This window comes from Bradyrhizobium sp. KBS0727 (genome assembly GCF_005937885.2).
GTDB lineage: Bacteria > Pseudomonadota > Alphaproteobacteria > Rhizobiales > Xanthobacteraceae > Bradyrhizobium.
The window spans coordinates 3,643,807-3,660,380 of record NZ_CP042176.1 but is presented as its reverse complement, the minus strand read 5'-3'; the positions used below and the strand labels follow the sequence as shown (position 1 = coordinate 3,660,380).

22 protein-coding genes are annotated in these 16,574 nt (G+C 61.9%); 9 read left to right on the top strand and 13 right to left on the bottom strand.

Going from position 1 to position 16,574, the window contains the following annotated elements; translation table 11 throughout:
* Positions 1-6 precede the first annotated feature (6 nt).
* Positions 7-729, top strand: a complete 723-nt coding sequence (locus FFI89_RS16900; protein WP_210249006.1) for a hypothetical protein — start codon at positions 7-9, stop codon at positions 727-729.
* A 6-nt stretch (positions 730-735) separates the two neighbouring features.
* Complete coding sequence (locus FFI89_RS34720; RefSeq protein WP_210249005.1) at positions 736-1,002, top strand: hypothetical protein; 267 nt, start codon at positions 736-738, stop codon at positions 1,000-1,002.
* A gap of 129 nt (positions 1,003-1,131) precedes the next feature.
* Here FFI89_RS34720 and FFI89_RS16895 read toward each other — a convergent pair whose 3' ends face one another.
* The 7 genes from FFI89_RS16895 to FFI89_RS35215 all read right to left on the bottom strand — a co-directional run bounded on the left by FFI89_RS16895 (position 1,132) and on the right by FFI89_RS35215 (position 6,425).
* On the bottom strand, positions 1,132-1,329 hold the full coding sequence (locus tag FFI89_RS16895) for a HigA family addiction module antitoxin (RefSeq protein WP_246669172.1): 198 nt from the start codon (positions 1,327-1,329) through the stop codon (positions 1,132-1,134).
* A 184-nt stretch (positions 1,330-1,513) separates the two neighbouring features.
* The gene (locus FFI89_RS16890; protein ID WP_138838423.1) at positions 1,514-2,290 is read right to left on the bottom strand and encodes an AAA family ATPase; all 777 of its coding nucleotides are present in this window, start codon (positions 2,288-2,290) and stop codon (positions 1,514-1,516) included.
* Between the two features lie 19 nt (positions 2,291-2,309).
* Complete coding sequence (locus tag FFI89_RS16885; RefSeq protein ID WP_138838420.1) at positions 2,310-3,065, bottom strand: AAA family ATPase; 756 nt, start codon at positions 3,063-3,065, stop codon at positions 2,310-2,312.
* 344 nt (positions 3,066-3,409) lie between these two features.
* Positions 3,410-4,291 (bottom strand): PCC domain-containing protein, encoded by an 882-nt coding sequence (locus FFI89_RS16875; RefSeq protein WP_138838416.1) that lies wholly within the window; start codon positions 4,289-4,291, stop codon positions 3,410-3,412.
* A gap of 4 nt (positions 4,292-4,295) precedes the next feature.
* Positions 4,296-5,933 (bottom strand): acyl-CoA synthetase, encoded by a 1,638-nt coding sequence (locus FFI89_RS16870; RefSeq protein ID WP_168212913.1) that lies wholly within the window; start codon positions 5,931-5,933, stop codon positions 4,296-4,298.
* Positions 5,930-6,130, bottom strand: coding sequence for a hypothetical protein (locus FFI89_RS16865; RefSeq protein ID WP_138838412.1), 201 nt, complete (start codon positions 6,128-6,130; stop codon positions 5,930-5,932). The genes FFI89_RS16870 and FFI89_RS16865 overlap by 4 nt, the downstream gene beginning before the upstream one ends.
* Before the next feature lie 166 nt (positions 6,131-6,296).
* Positions 6,297-6,425 (bottom strand): hypothetical protein, encoded by a 129-nt coding sequence (locus tag FFI89_RS35215; protein ID WP_256379192.1) that lies wholly within the window; start codon positions 6,423-6,425, stop codon positions 6,297-6,299.
* A 260-nt stretch (positions 6,426-6,685) separates the two neighbouring features.
* Between FFI89_RS35215 and FFI89_RS16860 the strand changes: the two genes are divergently transcribed.
* Complete coding sequence (locus tag FFI89_RS16860) at positions 6,686-6,961, top strand: GNAT family N-acetyltransferase (RefSeq protein ID WP_138838411.1); 276 nt, start codon at positions 6,686-6,688, stop codon at positions 6,959-6,961.
* A 48-nt stretch (positions 6,962-7,009) separates the two neighbouring features.
* Here FFI89_RS16860 and FFI89_RS16855 read toward each other — a convergent pair whose 3' ends face one another.
* Together FFI89_RS16855 and FFI89_RS16850 are read right to left on the bottom strand one after the other, a co-directional pair.
* Positions 7,010-7,411, bottom strand: coding sequence for an SPW repeat protein (locus FFI89_RS16855; protein WP_138838409.1), 402 nt, complete (start codon positions 7,409-7,411; stop codon positions 7,010-7,012).
* 184 nt (positions 7,412-7,595) lie between these two features.
* Entirely contained in the window at positions 7,596-7,763 is a 168-nt protein-coding gene (locus FFI89_RS16850; protein ID WP_246669508.1) for a tetratricopeptide repeat protein, read from the bottom strand.
* A gap of 136 nt (positions 7,764-7,899) precedes the next feature.
* On the opposite strand from FFI89_RS16850, the gene FFI89_RS16845 reads away from it, so the two are divergent.
* A complete protein-coding gene (locus tag FFI89_RS16845; protein ID WP_138839339.1) occupies positions 7,900-8,172 on the top strand; it encodes a GNAT family N-acetyltransferase in 273 nt (90 codons plus the stop codon).
* Here the strand turns inward: FFI89_RS16845 and FFI89_RS16840 are convergent.
* From FFI89_RS16840 to FFI89_RS16830, 3 genes are all read right to left on the bottom strand, one after another.
* A complete protein-coding gene (locus FFI89_RS16840; RefSeq protein ID WP_138838405.1) occupies positions 8,060-8,755 on the bottom strand; it encodes a hypothetical protein in 696 nt (231 codons plus the stop codon). The two genes, FFI89_RS16845 and FFI89_RS16840, sit on opposite strands and share 113 nt — an antisense overlap.
* A gap of 137 nt (positions 8,756-8,892) precedes the next feature.
* Positions 8,893-9,684, bottom strand: coding sequence for a fumarylacetoacetate hydrolase family protein (locus tag FFI89_RS16835; protein ID WP_138838404.1), 792 nt, complete (start codon positions 9,682-9,684; stop codon positions 8,893-8,895).
* 87 nt (positions 9,685-9,771) lie between these two features.
* Complete coding sequence (locus tag FFI89_RS16830; protein WP_138838402.1) at positions 9,772-10,158, bottom strand: DUF3597 domain-containing protein; 387 nt, start codon at positions 10,156-10,158, stop codon at positions 9,772-9,774.
* 307 nt (positions 10,159-10,465) lie between these two features.
* Between FFI89_RS16830 and FFI89_RS16825 the strand changes: the two genes are divergently transcribed.
* On the top strand, positions 10,466-11,383 hold the full coding sequence (locus tag FFI89_RS16825; RefSeq protein WP_168213163.1) for a DUF2189 domain-containing protein: 918 nt from the start codon (positions 10,466-10,468) through the stop codon (positions 11,381-11,383).
* Between the two features lie 237 nt (positions 11,384-11,620).
* Positions 11,621-12,454 carry a lytic transglycosylase domain-containing protein gene (locus FFI89_RS16820; protein ID WP_210249129.1) on the top strand — a complete coding sequence of 278 codons (834 nt, stop codon included), beginning with the start codon at positions 11,621-11,623 and terminating at the stop codon, positions 12,452-12,454.
* Positions 12,455-12,537: 83 nt separating this feature from the next.
* Here FFI89_RS16820 and FFI89_RS16815 read toward each other — a convergent pair whose 3' ends face one another.
* Positions 12,538-12,846 (bottom strand): hypothetical protein, encoded by a 309-nt coding sequence (locus FFI89_RS16815; RefSeq protein ID WP_138838398.1) that lies wholly within the window; start codon positions 12,844-12,846, stop codon positions 12,538-12,540.
* Positions 12,847-13,705: 859 nt separating this feature from the next.
* Here FFI89_RS16815 and FFI89_RS16810 point away from each other — a divergent pair.
* The 3 genes from FFI89_RS16810 to FFI89_RS16800 all read left to right on the top strand — a co-directional run bounded on the left by FFI89_RS16810 (position 13,706) and on the right by FFI89_RS16800 (position 16,569).
* Entirely contained in the window at positions 13,706-13,858 is a 153-nt protein-coding gene (locus FFI89_RS16810) for a DUF1127 domain-containing protein (protein WP_138838396.1), read from the top strand.
* Positions 13,859-14,009: 151 nt separating this feature from the next.
* Positions 14,010-15,461, top strand: coding sequence for a methylenetetrahydrofolate--tRNA-(uracil(54)-C(5))-methyltransferase (FADH(2)-oxidizing) TrmFO (trmFO, locus tag FFI89_RS16805; protein WP_138838395.1), 1,452 nt, complete (start codon positions 14,010-14,012; stop codon positions 15,459-15,461).
* Positions 15,462-15,465: 4 nt separating this feature from the next.
* Positions 15,466-16,569, top strand: a complete 1,104-nt coding sequence (locus FFI89_RS16800) for a serine/threonine protein kinase (protein ID WP_138838393.1) — start codon at positions 15,466-15,468, stop codon at positions 16,567-16,569.
* Positions 16,570-16,574: the final 5 nt, after the last annotated feature.

Here is a 16,574-nt window from a genome sequence, read left to right as displayed (position 1 = left end):
CAGTCGATGAAGTGGAGACAACGCACCGTCGATGAGATTGCCGATATGGTCTGCGGTAACGGCGAGGCTGTGCCATTTATTTATCGCAGCAGCAGCCAAATCACCCGCTTCTTTCGTGACGCGGACACCGACTATGCTCATGACGGATCAACACGTGCTGCATGGGTTTCGAACGTATTAGAACAAATCCTGGCCGAACCACACCCAGACGCACAGACTCCTCCAACGACATTTTGCAACCTCATCGCAACGTTGATGGACGCTGGAGATGCTACCGATAGTGACCCCGGGCGCACCGCTGCGCTTACCAAATTGAACACTTCGCTTGCTCGTGAAGGTTTCGAGGCGTTCTATGCCGCGGATAAAAAATGCTATCTCCGACACATCGGTACGGGCGCGATCGCCTCAGCAACGGCCAATCCTCATCGTCCGTTTTCAAAAGACGAACTCGTGCGTCGCGAACTGCTGATCGCCTTTCTCGATAGGGCGTCAGAAGACCAACTAATCGAAGACGTGCTGCTGCCGCTATTTCGTCAACTCGGATTTCATCGCGTTACGGCTGCTGGTCATCGGGACAAGGCACTAGAATACGGCAAAGATATCTGGATGCGTTACACGCTCCCGACGCAGCATGTCCTTTACTTCGGCCTGCAGGCAAAGCGCGACAAACTCGACGCCGCTGGCATGCGCAAGGGTGACACAGCCAACGTCGCTGAAATCCTGAATTAAACTACGATGATGCTCGGGCATGAGATCTTTGATCCCGAAACTAGTCGCCGGGTCCTGGTTGATCACGCGTTCATTGTGGCTGGCGGCGAAATCACTAAGGCAGCGAAGAATTGGTTGGGTGAACGACTTGATGCCTCCAAGCGCAGCCAAGTTATGTTTATGGACCGTGAGGATATTTTGAACCTGTTCGTCGTGACCAATGTGCCTTTGCCGGCGGCCGCCCTGCCACCAACCCCAAAGGAACGCGTTTTGGACGATCAGATTCCGTTTTGAATCCACTTAAAGGACAGTCCGCGCAGGATCAGTTGAGCAAAGCGAAACCCATTGCTCTTCCGTTGGTTTTGCTCAACCCACCCTACGGCCTAACGTAGCCTTTGATCGTAACGCGGAACGGCGAAGCGCTCACGCCGCATCCGCCGGCCTGACGCGCTTGGCGATCTCGGCGCCCTTCTCCCGCTCGACGACTCCGATGTCGTATTGGCTCTGCAAATCCAGCCAAAACTGCGCGCCGTTGCCGAAATAGCGGCCGAGCCGGACCGCCGTGTCCGCGGTGATGGCACGTCGGAAGTTGAGAATATCGGTGATCCGGCCGGACGGCACGCCGATATCCCGCGACAGCCGGTTGGCAGCTTGCGGGCAGCCAATTCGCGTTTCAGCAGGCGGCCGGGATGTTCGACGGGAGCCATGGTGTTCACCCTCTGCGATGGTCCACGATGGTCGAGCAAAGCAATATCCATCACTCTTCTCTTGGTGGGTTTCGCTTTGCTCAACCCACCCTACGGTCTCACTCCTCGATCGCCGCCTGTACGAACCCGTCCGGGTCCGCGCAAAACTCGCGCATGACCTTGTAGTGGTCGGTCTCCCGCACCGTCACGGCTTCCAGCCCGTACTTCGACAACCGCAGCAATCGGGCTTGGGGATACGCCATCAGCATCGGTGAATGCGTGGCCATGATGACCTGGCAGATGCGGGACTCGTCCATGCGCCGGAGCAGTTTCAGAAATTCGATCTGCCGCGATGGCGACAGTGCCGATTCCGGCTCGTCGAAAATGAAGATGCCCTGCCGCTGACAGCGCTCTTCAAAGAAACGCAAAAATCCTTCACCGTGGGAATGGGACAGGAAATCCGGCGGAGGCCCTCCCCCCAGCGGGTATTTCTGAGCCATCTCGTCCAGATGTCGCGCAACTGAGAAGAAGCTTTCGGCGCGGAAAAACCAGCCATTGGTAATTTTGGGCAACCAACTGGCCCGCAATGCCTTCGACAGTTGGCCGCCCATTTTCTCCAACGCCCATGAATGATCGACCGTCACATAGCCTTTGCCACCGCCAGCTTCGTCGTATCCGGCAAGCACGGCAATCCCTTCCAACAGGGTGGATTTGCCGGTCCCGTTTTCGCCAACGATGATGGTAACGGCGCGGTCCAACTCCAGTTCGAACTCACCCTGCAGGAACGGCAGGCAAAACGGATACGCTGCGGGGTCAGAGACCTCCGCCGGATTGAGCCAGATCCGCCGCAGATACGGCGCCGGCAGGTTGATCGGGCGACTGCGTCGTGAGGCCATGCCCACTCCGTTCCGGCGATCACTCAGCGATCGCGCCCTCCACAAAGCCAGCCGGATCGGCACAGAACTCGCGCAAGACCCTATAATGGTCAGTCTGCTCGACGGTTACCGGCTCCAGCCCGTACTTCGATAGGCGCAACAGCCGCGCCTGCGGGTAGGCCATCAGCATCGGCGAATGCGTGGCCATGATGACCTGACAGTTGCCCGAAGTATCCATCCGCCGCATCAGTTTCAGGAATTCCATCTGACGCGCGGGTGACAGCGCCGATTCCGGCTCGTCGAAAATGAAGATGCCCTGGCGCTGACAACGCTCCTCGAAGAAGCGCATAAAACCCTCGCCGTGCGAGTAGGAGAGGAAGTCCGCAGAGGGGCTGCCGACCTCGTCGAGATATCTCGCGACGGAAAAGAAGCTCTCGGCCCGGAAGAACCAGCCGTAGGTGATCTTCGGCAGCCAACTCGCCCCGAGAGCCGACGACAGCTCCCCGCCCATCACCTCCCTGGCGTTGGAATGATCGACCGGCCGGTAGCCTTTGCCGCCACCGGCCTCGTCAAAGCCGGCGAGCACGGCAATCCCCTCGAGTAGCGTCGATTTGCCTGTCCCGTTCTCGCCGACGATGATGGTGATGGCCCGTTCAAATTCCAGATCGAAGCCGTCGACCAGGAACGGCAGGCAAAACGGATAGGCTGCGGGGTCAGAGACCTCCGCGGGATTGAGCCAGACCCGCCGAAGGTACGGCGCCGGCAGGTTGATGGTTCGATTGCGTCGTGAGGCCATGGCAAATTCCCGCTACAACCAGGGACTGTATCCGTCGGAATATGAATGGGGCAAGCCATACCGGCTGTGTACGAGACCGCGGGTGCGGCGCACATTCGGTCTTCCCTGCGCCCTCTGTCTATCGAGGGCACGGTTTCCAGCAAAACTTCGGGCGATCAGCGCCGCGGGAAGGCGAAACTGTATTCGCCGTCATTCCGGGGCGCCGCAACGCGGCGAACTACGATGCGCAATTGCGCATCTGAGAATCTCGAGATTCCGGGTTCGATGCTACGCACCGCCCCGGAATGACGGTGCCAATAGCTGTTTGAAATGTGAATCGCCTCAAGCTCTCGCTACGATCGTGCCTAGTCGTCGAGCACCTCGAGCACCAGCTCCATCGTCATCAGCACGGGATTGTCGCCGCGCATCAGGCGGCCCTCGGCGATACCGCCGAGATAATCGACCACTGCAACGTCGAGCGTAGCCTCCAGCGTGCCGTCGGCGCCGGGTCCGACGGTGCCGGAGGTAATCGCCAGTTCGGTCGCAAACGGCACGACATTGCGGCCATCGGTAAAGTGCGCGCCGATGGTGCTGCCAACGCCGCCGTGCAGGCGGGCGTGAAAGATGCCGCGCTGCCGGCAGAAATTTTCCAGGGCCACGGCGAAATCCTGGTTCGGCCGCAGCCGCAGGGCGAAGGCGCGGTGCCCGCCTTCGGCGTCCGTCGTGGCCCACGGAACTTCGTTCGAAAACGCTACCGGTCCGAACAATTTGAAGTTGGTCTCGGTGTCCGGCTCGGCCGTGAACACAGCGCCGTCGATCCCGAACGCCTCCACCGCAAACGGCTCGGCAACAAAACTCTCCTCGGGCAGGATGTGACCGCCATGCAGATGGCCGTCGGTCTCGGTCCACAGGCCGTGGCAGTGGAAGAACGGCGCGCCGTCGCGCTGGCCGAGCGTCATCGCCGCGCACTTCAGCCGGGTGATCCCCGAGGGGCGAAAGGTGTCGCTGTAGAACGCGGCATTGGCGGCGGTCTTCGACAGCGCCGGCATCACATAGGCGAGCGGGCCGAGCGCCCCTGCCCGCAGGCTCAGCACGCCACCGGCAAATCCGGCCTCGGCAAAACCGCGGCGGGCGGCTTCCAGCAGCGGCAGGCCGGCTTCAAGCGTGAACGAAAACGCCCGTCCCCGCGCCTCGACCCACTGGATGCGTTCGGGTACCGGCGCGCCCGGCTGGGCGATGCTGCGCATCGTCTCAGGTGCCTGTCTTGGAAACAAGGTCGAGCTGCCCGCGCGCCTCCAACTCGTCGCGAACCAGCCGCTTCGGAACCTTGCCGTAGCCGGACTTCGGCAACGCCTCCCAGAAGAAGAACCGCTTCGGCATCTTGTAGCGCGACACCTTTGGCAACAGGAACGCGGCCAGCTCCGCCTCGCTCACCGCAGCAGCGCCTTCGCGCGCGACACAGACGGCGACGCCGACCTCACCCCAGAACGGATCGGGTACGCCGAGCACCGCGACCTCGCCGATCGCCGGATGGGTCAAAATCTTCTCCTCTACCTCGCGCGGATAGATGTTCGATCCGCCCGAAATGTACATGTCGGAGGCGCGGCCGGTGATGTAGACGAAACCCTCCGCGTCCATGTGGCCGAGATCGCCGGTGCGGAACCAGCCGTCGCGGAACGCTTTCGCGTTGGCCTCGGGGTTGTCGTAGTAGCCGGCGAACACACCGGGGCCGATCACGCAGATCTCGCCGGTCTCGAACGGTTTGAGTTCGCTGCCGTCGTCACCCTGGATCGAGACCTGCATGCCGGTGCGCTCGAAGCCGCAGGTGCCGATCCGGGCTGTGGGGCTGTCCTCGGGGTCGTGCAGGTAGGTCGGCAGCACCGTGATGTTGCCGGTGACCTCGCCAAGGCCGAAATACTGCACCAGCACGGAGCCGAGCTTGTTCAGCGCGGCCTTCTGGTCCTCGCGGTACATCGGCGCGCCGGCATAGATGATGAAGCGCAGCGAGGAGTGATCGTATTTGTCGACCGCGGGGTGCTCGACCATCATCTTCAAAATCGTCGGCACCGTGAAGATGTTGCTGACCCGATGGACCTCGATCAGGCGGAACGCCTCGGCGATGTCGAATTTCTCCGACGGCAGCAGGATGGTCGGCACGCCGCGGGCGGTCTGCACCAGTTGATGGACGCCGGCGCCGTGCGACAGCGGCGCCACCACCAGCGAGGCGTCCCGTTCCGTGGTGCCCGGCATCAGGTCGGCGAGATGGTTGGTGACGACGAACGCCATCTGGCCGTGGGTCAGCACCGCCGCCTTGGAGCGTCCCGTCGTGCCCGAGGTGAAGAAGAACCAGCAGGGATCGTCGTAATCGACGGCGGCGTTGTCGACCTTCGTGCCGGCGTGCGCCGCGATCGCCTCGGCCACGGAGGTCTCGCCAAAGCCGCCCTCGCCGATCCGCCAGATGAATTCGAGCGCGGGATTGGCCGCGGCGCTGGCGTGATCGGGAAAATCGCCGTGGCACAGGAACGCCTTGGCGCCGGAAGCCGAGGCAAGATAAGCGACCTCGTCCGGCATCAGGCGAAAGTTTGTGGGCACCCAGACCGCGCCGAGGCGAAAGGCCGCGAACATCGACCAGAACATCTCGTCGCAATTCTTGGAATGAACGAGGATGCGGTCGCCCTTGACAACGCCGCGCGCGGCAAGGGCCGCCGTCAGCGCCGAGACGGCGGCATCGATCTCGCGCCAGGTCCAGGACTTGTCGCCCCAGATGAAGCCCGCCCGTTCGCCATGGCGCCGGGCGTTCTGGGTCACCAGATGCGCCAGGTTCATCACCCGGCGCGACATCCGCGCCAGTCCCCCGCGCGGGCTGGTTGCGGCGGATGAGCCGCTCATCGGCGTCCCATCCATACGCCGGCCGCCAGCAGCACCAGGCCGGCGACTCCGGCGACAATGCCATGCTTGGCGTGGATTTTCGCAACGCCCGCTTCATGCCCGGGGAAGAAGCCCGGCAATTGATCGGCCGGCATGACGAAATAGACCGCGGCGACGACGAGCAGGACGATGCCAAGCACGGTCAGGACGAGCTTCATGAGGTTTCCTCTTCAACGCAGGCGGGGGCTGTTGATCGCCCCGGGGCAGGCTTGGCCATGGTTTCTTGGCGATGGTTTATCGCCATCGCACAGGCTTCGGCAAGGGCCGCCGGATCGCCGTCAGATGGGCATTTTGAACGCGAACGGCGCCGCACGGCAACAACGTTCAGCGCACGCCGGTCCCCTTGCAGCGCTGGCATTTGACGACGTTGTCGCCCTTTTTCACCAAGCCCTTGCCCTCGCAGTTCTTGCACTTCTGCTTTTTCTTGATGTTCGGCCCTTTTTCATTCGACATGGTCTTCTCCCGGCATCTTGCCGGAATCACCATGATCCAGCCAAGCATCTCCGTCTATAAGCAGACTGATCTGATTTGAGGACTGCCATGGCGACCCGTCGGGCGTTGATAGTGTCAGGTGCGGCCGGCCTGCCGGCCATGGCTCTATCGCAACCGGTATGGGCCGCAGCGCCCTCGTCGGCCGATCGGGCCAGCGACGGCGAACCTTGGTCGATCCGCGATATGCTTACGGACTCTCTCAAGAACTAGCAGGTAGCAACATGAACGACGTCGTTGACAACAAGGCCGAGCACCGTTTCGAACTCGCGGTCGAAGGCCATATCGCCGCCACCTACTACAAGTTAGCTGACGGCGTCATCACCTTCGTCCACACCGAGGTGCCCCCTGAACTCGGCGGCAAAGGCGTAGGCTCGAAGCTCATCAAGGGCGCGCTCGACCAAGTGCGGGCCGACGGGCTGAAAGTGGTCGCGCAGTGCCCGTTCGTCAAAGCCTGGATCGACAAGCACGCCGACTATGCCGATCTGCTGAAGGCATGAGGCCGCGCCGAGCTGGAGACCGGCGGGCCCACGCACTGGTCGCTACTACTACGGATGGTTGGCCAGCTCATTGTCGCTGAGCCGCCAGTCCTGCCAGAGTTGAAGCCCACCCAGCAACACGACGATGACGCCGAGCGAGGCGTGCCAAATCTTCAGCATGTCGTCGCCGGAATAGCCGAAGATGAAGGGCGATGCGATCAGCCAGAGGCCGAGTGCGATTTCCGCTACCTCCTCCCACCGCTGCAAGGCGACGTATTCGAGCTGGCCAAGGCCGAACACGAGCATGCCGACCGCAAAGGTGTTGAGGATCATCGTGCTGCGCTCAGCGTCCATGGTCTCGTGGCTGGACTGGAACGGAAACCATGGCGACACCACAATCAGCCCGCCAAGCAGCATGCCGAACCAATCTTCCCATGGGCGATGCGTATTGAAGAAACGAGAGTCCGACATAGGTAACCTCCCTTGAAAAAAAGAGGCATACGTCAGCGGCCCACGATCAAACACATTCCGATATCGAACGAGATCCGGCCGCATCGGGGCGTATGTCTGCCCTAAAAGGTAGGCACGCCGGAATCGCTTGCAAGACGCGACCAGCAGGATTCCGTGCATGAAGGCGGCTGGCGGCAGGCCAACCCTACAGCGCCACCCCGAGCTGTTGCAGGCCGTCGCGTCCGGTGCGCAGGCTCGGGTTGATCTCGAGCGCCTTGCGGAAATCCGCGATCGCCCCCTTGACGTCGCCGAGCCGCATTTTGGCCTGGCCGCGATTATTCCAGGAATAAGCATCGGCCGGGTCGTATTGCAGCGCCTTGTCGTAATCGGCAAGGCCGCCTCTGTTGTCGCCCTGGTAGGGCCGGATCGTGCCGCGATTGCGGTTTGCAGCGCCGGGTTCACGCGCTTAAATGAACACGGTGAATCATTCGAACTGGGGAATTGCCCGCATGGCCGCCGTCCGTGACGATAAGGCTCAAAGCCGCTTCGAACTCGACGTCGAAGGCGCGGTGGCGTTCGCGAATTACCGCGTGACGCCGTCAGCCGTCATCATTACCCACACCGAGACACCGCGCTCGCTTCGCGGCCGCGGCATCGCATCCGAACTGGTCAAGGGTGCGCTGGAGCTGATCCGGGCGGACGGGCGGAAGGTGGTTGCGGGATGTTCGTTTGTTGTGGACTACCTCGCAAAGCACCCCGAGGCCGCGGATTTGACGGCATAGCCTTGTCCAGCTCCTCCGGGTCGCAGTCCTCGTCCGGTTCGGTGTCCGAAAGATCCTTCACCGGTATTCCAAGTGCGACGGACAATTCGTTGGCCAGATCGGTCGCTTCCTTCAGTGTTCTGAAGAATGCGATCATGGTCGCTTGGTGATCCCTGGGACGCACCAAATTGACATTAAATATGTCGCGGTCGGGACCGGTCGTGTTCTGCTCCAGGATGTCTTCCCAAGTGATCGTGATCAGCGAAACATGCGAAAGGTCGAAGCTCTTGGGTATGCCGAACAGCCTGAAGTCGTAGAACTTCGTCACCCTGCCCTGCGCCTTGTCGATCACCAGCGAGTTTCGAATCAGGAATCCCATCAGGCCGGGGACGCCGATGAGCAGGCCGAGGACGAGGCAAATGATCTGGCCAGCCAGCAACTCGCTCTCTTTCACGCCGCCGAGCACGTCGCCGATCGACAGAAAGAAAATCCGAAAAAGATAGCCGGCGCCCAACAGCAGCGGCAGCATCAGCAGCCGCGACAGCCACGGAACGTCCTGCTGGATGGTGAGAAGGTCGCCGGAACGCTCGATGCGGGTTGGCAAGGCCTGGATCCTCGGGATGTCAGAAATTTGCGCAGCGGATCGCGGACCATGCCTGACGCCAGGCATCGTCCGCGCCGCCGCGTGTCATCCCTTGGTCGCGCCTTGCAGCTCGCAAGTTCAGGAGCCGCCCGAGCGCCTTACACGATCCGGATCGACATATCCGGCAGGCCTTCCAGCTTGCAGAGCAGTACGTCGCCCTTGACCACCGGGCCGACATTTTCAGGGGTGCCGGAATAGATGATGTCGCCTGCTTTCAGCTCGAAGGCCTGGGACAATTTGGCGATCTGTTCGGCCACGCTCCAGATCATGTTCTGCAGGTCGGAGCTCTGCTTCACGGTGCCGTTGATCGCAAGCGAGATCGCGCCCTTGGCAAAATGGCCGGTCTTCGACGCCGGGTGAATCGGGCCGATCACGGCGGCATGGTCAAAGCTCTTGCCGATCTCCCACGGCTTCTTCTCCGCCGCCATGCCGTTCTGCAGGTCGCGGCGGGTCATGTCGAGGCCAAGCGCGTAGCCGTAGACGTGCTCGAGCGCCTTCTCGGCCGGGATGTCGGCGCCGCCCGATTTCAGTGCCGCGACCAGTTCGACCTCATGGTGATAGTTCTTGGTCAGCGACGGATAAGGATGGTCGGCGACGGTGCCGACCGCGACGTTCTGGATCGCATCGGTCGGCTTCTGGAAGAAGAACGGCGGCTCCCGGGTCGGGTCGGAGCCACGCTCGATCGCATGCGCGGCATAGTTGCGTCCGATGCAATAGATCCGTCGAACCTGAAATACCTCGGCCTCGCCGACGATCGGGATCGTCGTCGCCGGTACGGGAAACATCGCCTTCGGGCCGGCTTGCGCTTCGGCCGGACTGCCCTGCATGGCCGTGCCCGCCAGTGCCAGCGCACCGGACGCCAGGATAGTCCTGCGATCGATAATGTTCATGAGCGTTCTCCTTGTTGATTCTTGTTTGGCGGCGTCACGAAAAAGGCCCGCGATATCGCGGGCCTTTGCCGTGCCTGAAGCCGCAGATCAGTGCTTGATTTCCGGCGGCAGCTTGCCGCCATTGGCTGCCAGTTTGGTCATGACCTGCTTGTGTAGCCAGATGTTCATGCTGGCGGAGTCGTTGCTGTCGCCGGTGTAGCCGAGCTCCTTGGCCAGCTCCTTGCGCGCTGCAAAACTGGAGTCGATGTCGAGCGCCTTCATCAGGTCGACGATCGAGGTGCGCCACTCCAGCTTCTCGCCCTTGGCCGCCACCGCCTTGTCCAGGATCGGCGCGACGTCGACGGTCTGGGCCGGTGCCGCCCCGGGCGCCGCAGCTGACGAGGATCCACCCGCCGGCGCCGCTCCGCCACTCGCAGGCGCAGCATCCGCCTTGGTGCCGAAGATCGCGCTCATGATTTTTCCGAAAATACTCATCGTTAGCTCCCAATAAGCTTGAAGATGTGGTGGGGTCCGTCGGCACTTTCCGACCGGCAGCACCTAGCCGGTACCGAGGTCGAGTTTACCGAGACCGGCCTCGCTTGCCAATGCAACATTCACCGAAGCGTGAGTGCATCTGTCCCTCTTTGGGAGTACGTTATCGCTTCAGTTCGCGACAAGGCCAGTTCCTCTACCTGTCTGCGCGTCTGGTCTGTTCGTGATCATTTTTGGAAACGGCACGTTTGCGCCCCGGCAAGGCGCAAAACGCTGCCGCCAAAGGGAGGCGACGACCATGGCCACTCCAATGCAAGGCGCTCCAATTCAAGGCAATGTCACATCTCTGACGCAGAACGGACAAGATGCCGCAGCTGCGCCAGTCATTCGAACCATCGGCTTCTCCGATCTGCATCGGGCGTTGCAACTCGGCTGGGAAGACTTCAAGGCTGTCCCAAGCCACGCCATCATTCTCTGCGTGATCTATCCCGTGCTCGGACTGGTGCTGGCGCGCACCGTGCTCGGCTATTCCGTGTTGCCGTTGCTGTTTCCGCTCGCCGCCGGCTTTGCCCTGCTCGGCCCGTTCGCAGCACTCGGTCTCTATGAGCTGAGCCGCCGTCGAGAGAAAGGCGAACAGCAACCTTCGGCATGGGATGCGCTCGAAGTGCTGCGCTCACCATCATTCGGCGCGATGCTCGGCCTCGGCGTCCTGCTGCTGGCACTGTTCGTGACCTGGGTCGCCACCGCGCAGGCAATCTACATTGCGGCATTCGGCTATGAAGGCGCGACCGGTATTTCCGACTTCGCCACGCGCGTGCTGACGACGCCGCAAGGCTGGTGGCTGATCATCGTCGGCTGTGGCGTCGGCTTCCTGTTCGCGCTCGTCGCGCTTTGCGTCAGCGTGGTGTCGTTCCCGCTGATGCTCGATCGTCATGCCGGCGTTGGCGATGCGATGGTGACCTCGCTGCGCGCGGTCGCACGCAATCCGGTACCAATGGCAGCCTGGGGATTGATCGTCGCGGTACTGCTGGTGGCGGGATCGCTGCCGTTCTTCCTTGGCCTTACAGTCGTGATCCCGTTGCTCGGGCACGCCACCTGGCATCTCTATCGGGAAACGATCGAGCCCGAGCTCAACCCGCAGCCACTTCCGCCACGGCAGCCGCGCGAACGCCGTCCCGCCGCCGATTTCCCGGCCAATCTGTTTCCCTGGCGGCGCAAGGACAGCTAGGGCAGCGGCACCTGTCGCGACCAAGACCGCCGGTCGACGGCTGACCGGCGGTTCGGTGCGCCGGAGGATGATGGCCCCGACAATCCCGCAGCCCATGAATTGGGCGGCATAGCGCGCACTGCATGCGTAACGGCCATGCAGGTGGAAAAGCCTTGTTTTAGCCGCTGTTGCCCCGAACATTCGGTATGGTTTCGAAGCTGATGTCGATGATGAGTCGACCTTGGAGCGAATGACTGCATGAGCTCTTGTTTTTTGACCCCTCGCCGCTCCCTGCGCGCCGTTGCGTTGGCCGCACTCGTCTTGACGTCGGCCGCCGCATCCGCGATCGCCGCGCCCTGCGGCACCGGCACCTTCGAGGCGTGGCTGGAAGACTTCAAGAAGGAAGCCACCGCGAAAGGGATTTCACCCGCCGCCATCCAGGCAGGCCTGAGCGGCGTCACCCTCGACAAGAACGTGCTGACCCGCGACCAGTCGCAGAAAGTGTTCAGCCAGAGCTTTGAGGAATTTTCCGGCCGGATGGTCCCGCCCCGAATGGCCCGCGGCTCCAACATGCTCAAGCAGTATGGTTCGGTGCTGTCGCGGATCGAGCAGGCCTATGGCGTGCCGGGCGAAGTGATCGTCGCGATCTGGGGTCTGGAAACCGATTTCGGCGCCAATATCGGGAAATTCCCGACGATGCGCGCGCTGGCAACGCTGGCCTATGATTGCAGGCGCGCCGACACGTTCAAGGCCGAGTTGATGGACGCGCTGCGCATCATCGAGCGCGGCGATATCGCCCCGCAGGAAATGCGTGGCGCATGGGCCGGCGAAATCGGCCAGACCCAGTTCATGCCCTCGTCCTACATCAAATTCGCCGTGGATTTCGACGGCAACGGCCACCGCGATCTGCTGCGGAGCGTCCCGGACGTACTGGCATCGACCGCGAACTTTCTTGCCAGCTATGGCTGGCAGAAGGGCAAGGACTGGCAACCCGGCAGCCCGAATTTTGCGGTGATCCAGCAGTGGAACAAGAGCGAGGTCTATGCAAAGACCGTCGCTTATTTCGCCGCCCAGCTCGCGCGTGCGCCTTAGCGCGAAACAAAAGCCGCGAAGCAAATGACAAAATCGAAGGGCCGATCGCACGCGACCGGCCCTTCGTGTGAGAACGTGCGAATTTACTTCGCCATACCCGCATGCATGGCCTTGCTGAGATGCATGCCGCATGCACCCATCTTGCCGTTGAGCATCGAATCCTGGGCCATCGCAATTTCCTTCTGGGCCATGATCTTGCCTTCACCGTCAGCCATGGTCTCGACCATGGATTCGGTTTTGGTGAGGTTCGATCCACTGCAGCCGGCGCTGACATGGGCGGCATTGGCGGGGACGACGGCGTAAGCGATTGCAGCCATTGCGGCTGCTGCGAGTATCTTGTTGAGCATGGTAGTTTTCCATCTTCTGTTTTTTTGAACGAAAACCGGCGTCATTGCCGGAATCCGTGAAACGATTGTTCGCCGATCACACAAAAATTTCAGAATGAAATTCGCGCGATAGAGATTTGATCGGCGCCGCGCGCAAGGCCTTATGCGAAACAACGCTTTTTCATTACGACCGCGTAATGATGCGACGCACAGTGCGCGTCGATCGGCGGAGGCGCTCGAGCGATGCGACGATCATCGCGGGAGGACCGTCATCACCTCAGGCTGTGCGACTTCAATGCGTGACCGAGGATGCAAATGATCCTGCGCAATTTCGCTGACGCGACTGCTCCGCATCCACCTCGCCAGGGTCGCATCGTCGTAGTGGGCGACAACGTCCTCCGGTCAATGGCGGTCCACGCGCGGTCCGTGCCCGATGCCGCGTAGACGCCGTGCGTCCGCCTAGAAGGCGCTGGGCTTCCATCGCGACACAGCCGACGGAGCATTTAGCGCCCCAACAAAGAAATGATTATTAGTTCACTTTAAAGGCAAGAGCTGCATGCGAATCATGCATAAGAAAGTTCCAAGACTCGGCCCTTAGAGAGACATTTTCAGTCGCGGCGGGGCTCCACCCTTGAATCTCTGTTCCCCAATTTCCATTTATTCTGGCAGTAAGAGCTGTGACGGATTTGCGACATTTCCCCTATTTTATAGGCACGTTCGCTTCATTTCGGTGCCCGGGCCACCGCCTCGGATAACCGCTCCGGCAGCCATGCCGAAAGGTTAATCGTTTCTTACCCCCGCTATGCGTTTTTAGATTAGCTGCACCGCAACATCGGAACTTCTGCATTGCGGTATAGCGACCTATATTCATTTCAACGATGAGGCTTTCCTCCAAGAGCTGAATCGTAACTACAAGGAGACTACCATGCTTCTCTCGCTCATCCGCATGATCCAGGCGTTCCGGGACTATCAGCGCAATGTCAGCGAACTGTCCCAGCTCAGCGATCGCGAACTGGCCGATATCGGCCTTGATCGCTCGGACATTCCGCGCGTTGCAGCCGGGACTTTTAACGGCTGATTTGCCCGCCAGCCGCCTGATCTAACGAACGGATAACGCCCGCCTTGCTGCGGGCGTTGTCGTATCTGAACCAGACGCGTTTCCTCTCAAAACGCGCCGACGGCCTCGGACGCAGGTGCACTCGCTGCGAAAACGCGCTAACCCTGCGCGCATGATTTCCAACACTCCCCAAAGTGACACCGTCCATGTGGTTGGCGGCGGCCTTGCCGGCTCGGAAGCCGCTTGGCAGATCGCCAATGCCGGGATTCCCGTAATCCTGCACGAGATGCGTCCCTCGCGGATGACCGAGGCGCACCGCACCGAGAGCCTGGCCGAGCTGGTCTGCTCCAACTCGTTCCGCTCCGATGACGCCGCCAACAATGCCGTCGGCCTGCTGCACGCCGAGATGCGCCGGCTGGGCTCGCTGATCATGCGCGCGGCGGACGCCAATCAGGTGCCCGCCGGCGGCGCGCTGGCGGTCGACCGCGACGGCTTTTCGGCCGCCGTCACCAAGGCGCTGCACAACCATCCCCTGATCGAGATCGATCGGGCGGAGGTCGCCGGCCTGCCGCCAAAGGAATGGGGCAATGTCATCGTCGCCACCGGACCCCTCACCTCGGCACCGCTGGCGGAAGCTATCCGTGAGCTGACCGACGAGAACGCGCTGGCGTTCTTCGACGCCATCGCCCCGATCGTGCACAAGGATTCCATCGACATGTCGGTGGCGTGGTTTCAGTCGCGCTACGACAAGGTCGGGCCCGGCGGCACCGGCGCCGATTACATCAACTGTCCGATGACGAAGGACCAATACGATGCCTTCGTCGCGGCGCTGCTGGCCGGCGAGAAGGTCGACTTCAAGGATTGGGAGACCAACACGCCCTATTTCGACGGCTGCCTGCCGGTCGAGGTGATGGCGGAACGCGGCCCCGAGACCTTGCGACACGGACCGATGAAGCCGGTCGGGCTGACCAATCCGCATAATCCGACGGTGAAGGCCTACGCCATCGTGCAGCTGCGCCAGGACAACAAGCTCGGCACGCTCTACAATATCGTCGGTTTCCAGACCAAGCTGAAGCACGGCGCGCAGCTACAGGTGTTCCGCACCATTCCCGGACTCGAAGGCGCCGAATTCGCCCGGCTCGGCGGCCTCCACCGCAACACCTTCCTCAACTCGCCCAAACTGCTGGACGGCCAGTTGCGACTACGTGCCCAGCCGCGGCTGCGTTTTGCCGGTCAGATGACCGGCTGCGAGGGCTACGTGGAATCCGCCAGCATCGGCCTGATATCAGGACTTTACGCCGCGGCCGATGCACGCGCGCAGTCGCTGGCACCGCCGCCCGCGACCACCGCGCTGGGATCGCTGCTCGGCCATATCACCGGCGGCCACATCGAGACCATCGAACCCGGCGAGAAACTCGAGCCCGGCACGCGCTCGTTCCAGCCGATGAACATCAATTTCGGCCTGTTCCCGCCGCTTGCAGTCGCGCCGACCAAAAAACCCGACGGCACACGGCTGCGCGGCAACGAGAAGACGGTCGCCAAGAAGCAGGCGATGAGCGCCCGCGCGCTCGCCGACCTCGACGGCTGGATCGCCGACCACCTACGCGTTGCGGCGGCGGCGTAACATCATGGCCTTGCAAGGAGATGACGCCGCGGTTCTGTCGGCGCGATGGACCGAAGGCGTGCTGTTGAAGCGCGACGTGTTCTCGACCGTCGAACGCGGACGTTTTCGCGAAGATTCCGGAGACGTCGAGGCTGTGCTGCGCCGGCTCGACCAGGTGCCGCTGTGGTCCTATCCGCTGGCCCGCCATTTGTTCGCGCGCGAACGTCGCGCGCTGGCGCTGGCGCGGGATCTCGATGTCGGCCCAAAACTGTTGTGGGCCGGGCGGCAGGCGCTGGTGCGCGGCTTCATCGACGGTGTCGCGCTGCATCTGGCAAAACCCCATGGTGACCTCGCCTATTTCCGCTCCGCCAAGCTCGCCTTGCGCAAGCTGCATCGCGCCGGCATCTGCCATAACGACCTCGCCAAGGAACAGAACTGGCTGCGCGGCAGCGACGGCAACGCCTATCTCACCGATTTTCAGCTGGCCGGCTGCTTCAAGAGCCGCAGCCGACTGTTCCGGATCGCGGCCTATGAGGACCTGCGGCATCTGTTGAAGCACAAGCGCAGCTATGCGCCCGCGGCGCTGACCCCGATGGAGCGCAAGATCCTCGCGCGCAAATCCTTTGTCGCCAGCCTCTGGCTCAAGACCGGCAAGAAGGTCTACCAGGCGATCACCCGGGGGCTGTTCAATTTCACCGACCGTGAAGGCGGCGGCCGGCGCCTGGTCAATGACGCACCGGTGCTGATCGATCTGATCCGGAAAAACCCTGAAGTCCGCGACACCGCGATCGTCGCCTTTGCCGACCGGCGTGTCGGTGTCGGGCTGTATGCGTTTGTCGAGGCGGACAAGGTCGCGCTGGAAAAACAACTGCGCAGCGAACTCTCATCCGCCAAGGGCATCAAGCCGCCCGAACATATCCAGGTGGTGCATGCCCTGCCGCGCGACAGTGCCGGAAAACCGCGTACCGAGATCCTGCAACTGGTCGCGATGAATCAGATCGACCTGATCGGGCCGATGATGACCAGCGATGCCGACCGCGAATTCCTGAAAGACATTTTGGAACAGCGCAAGAACTTGCGCGATCGATTCAATTTCGAGTCGGCCGATATGGATCAACCGGCGCGCTAAGCTGT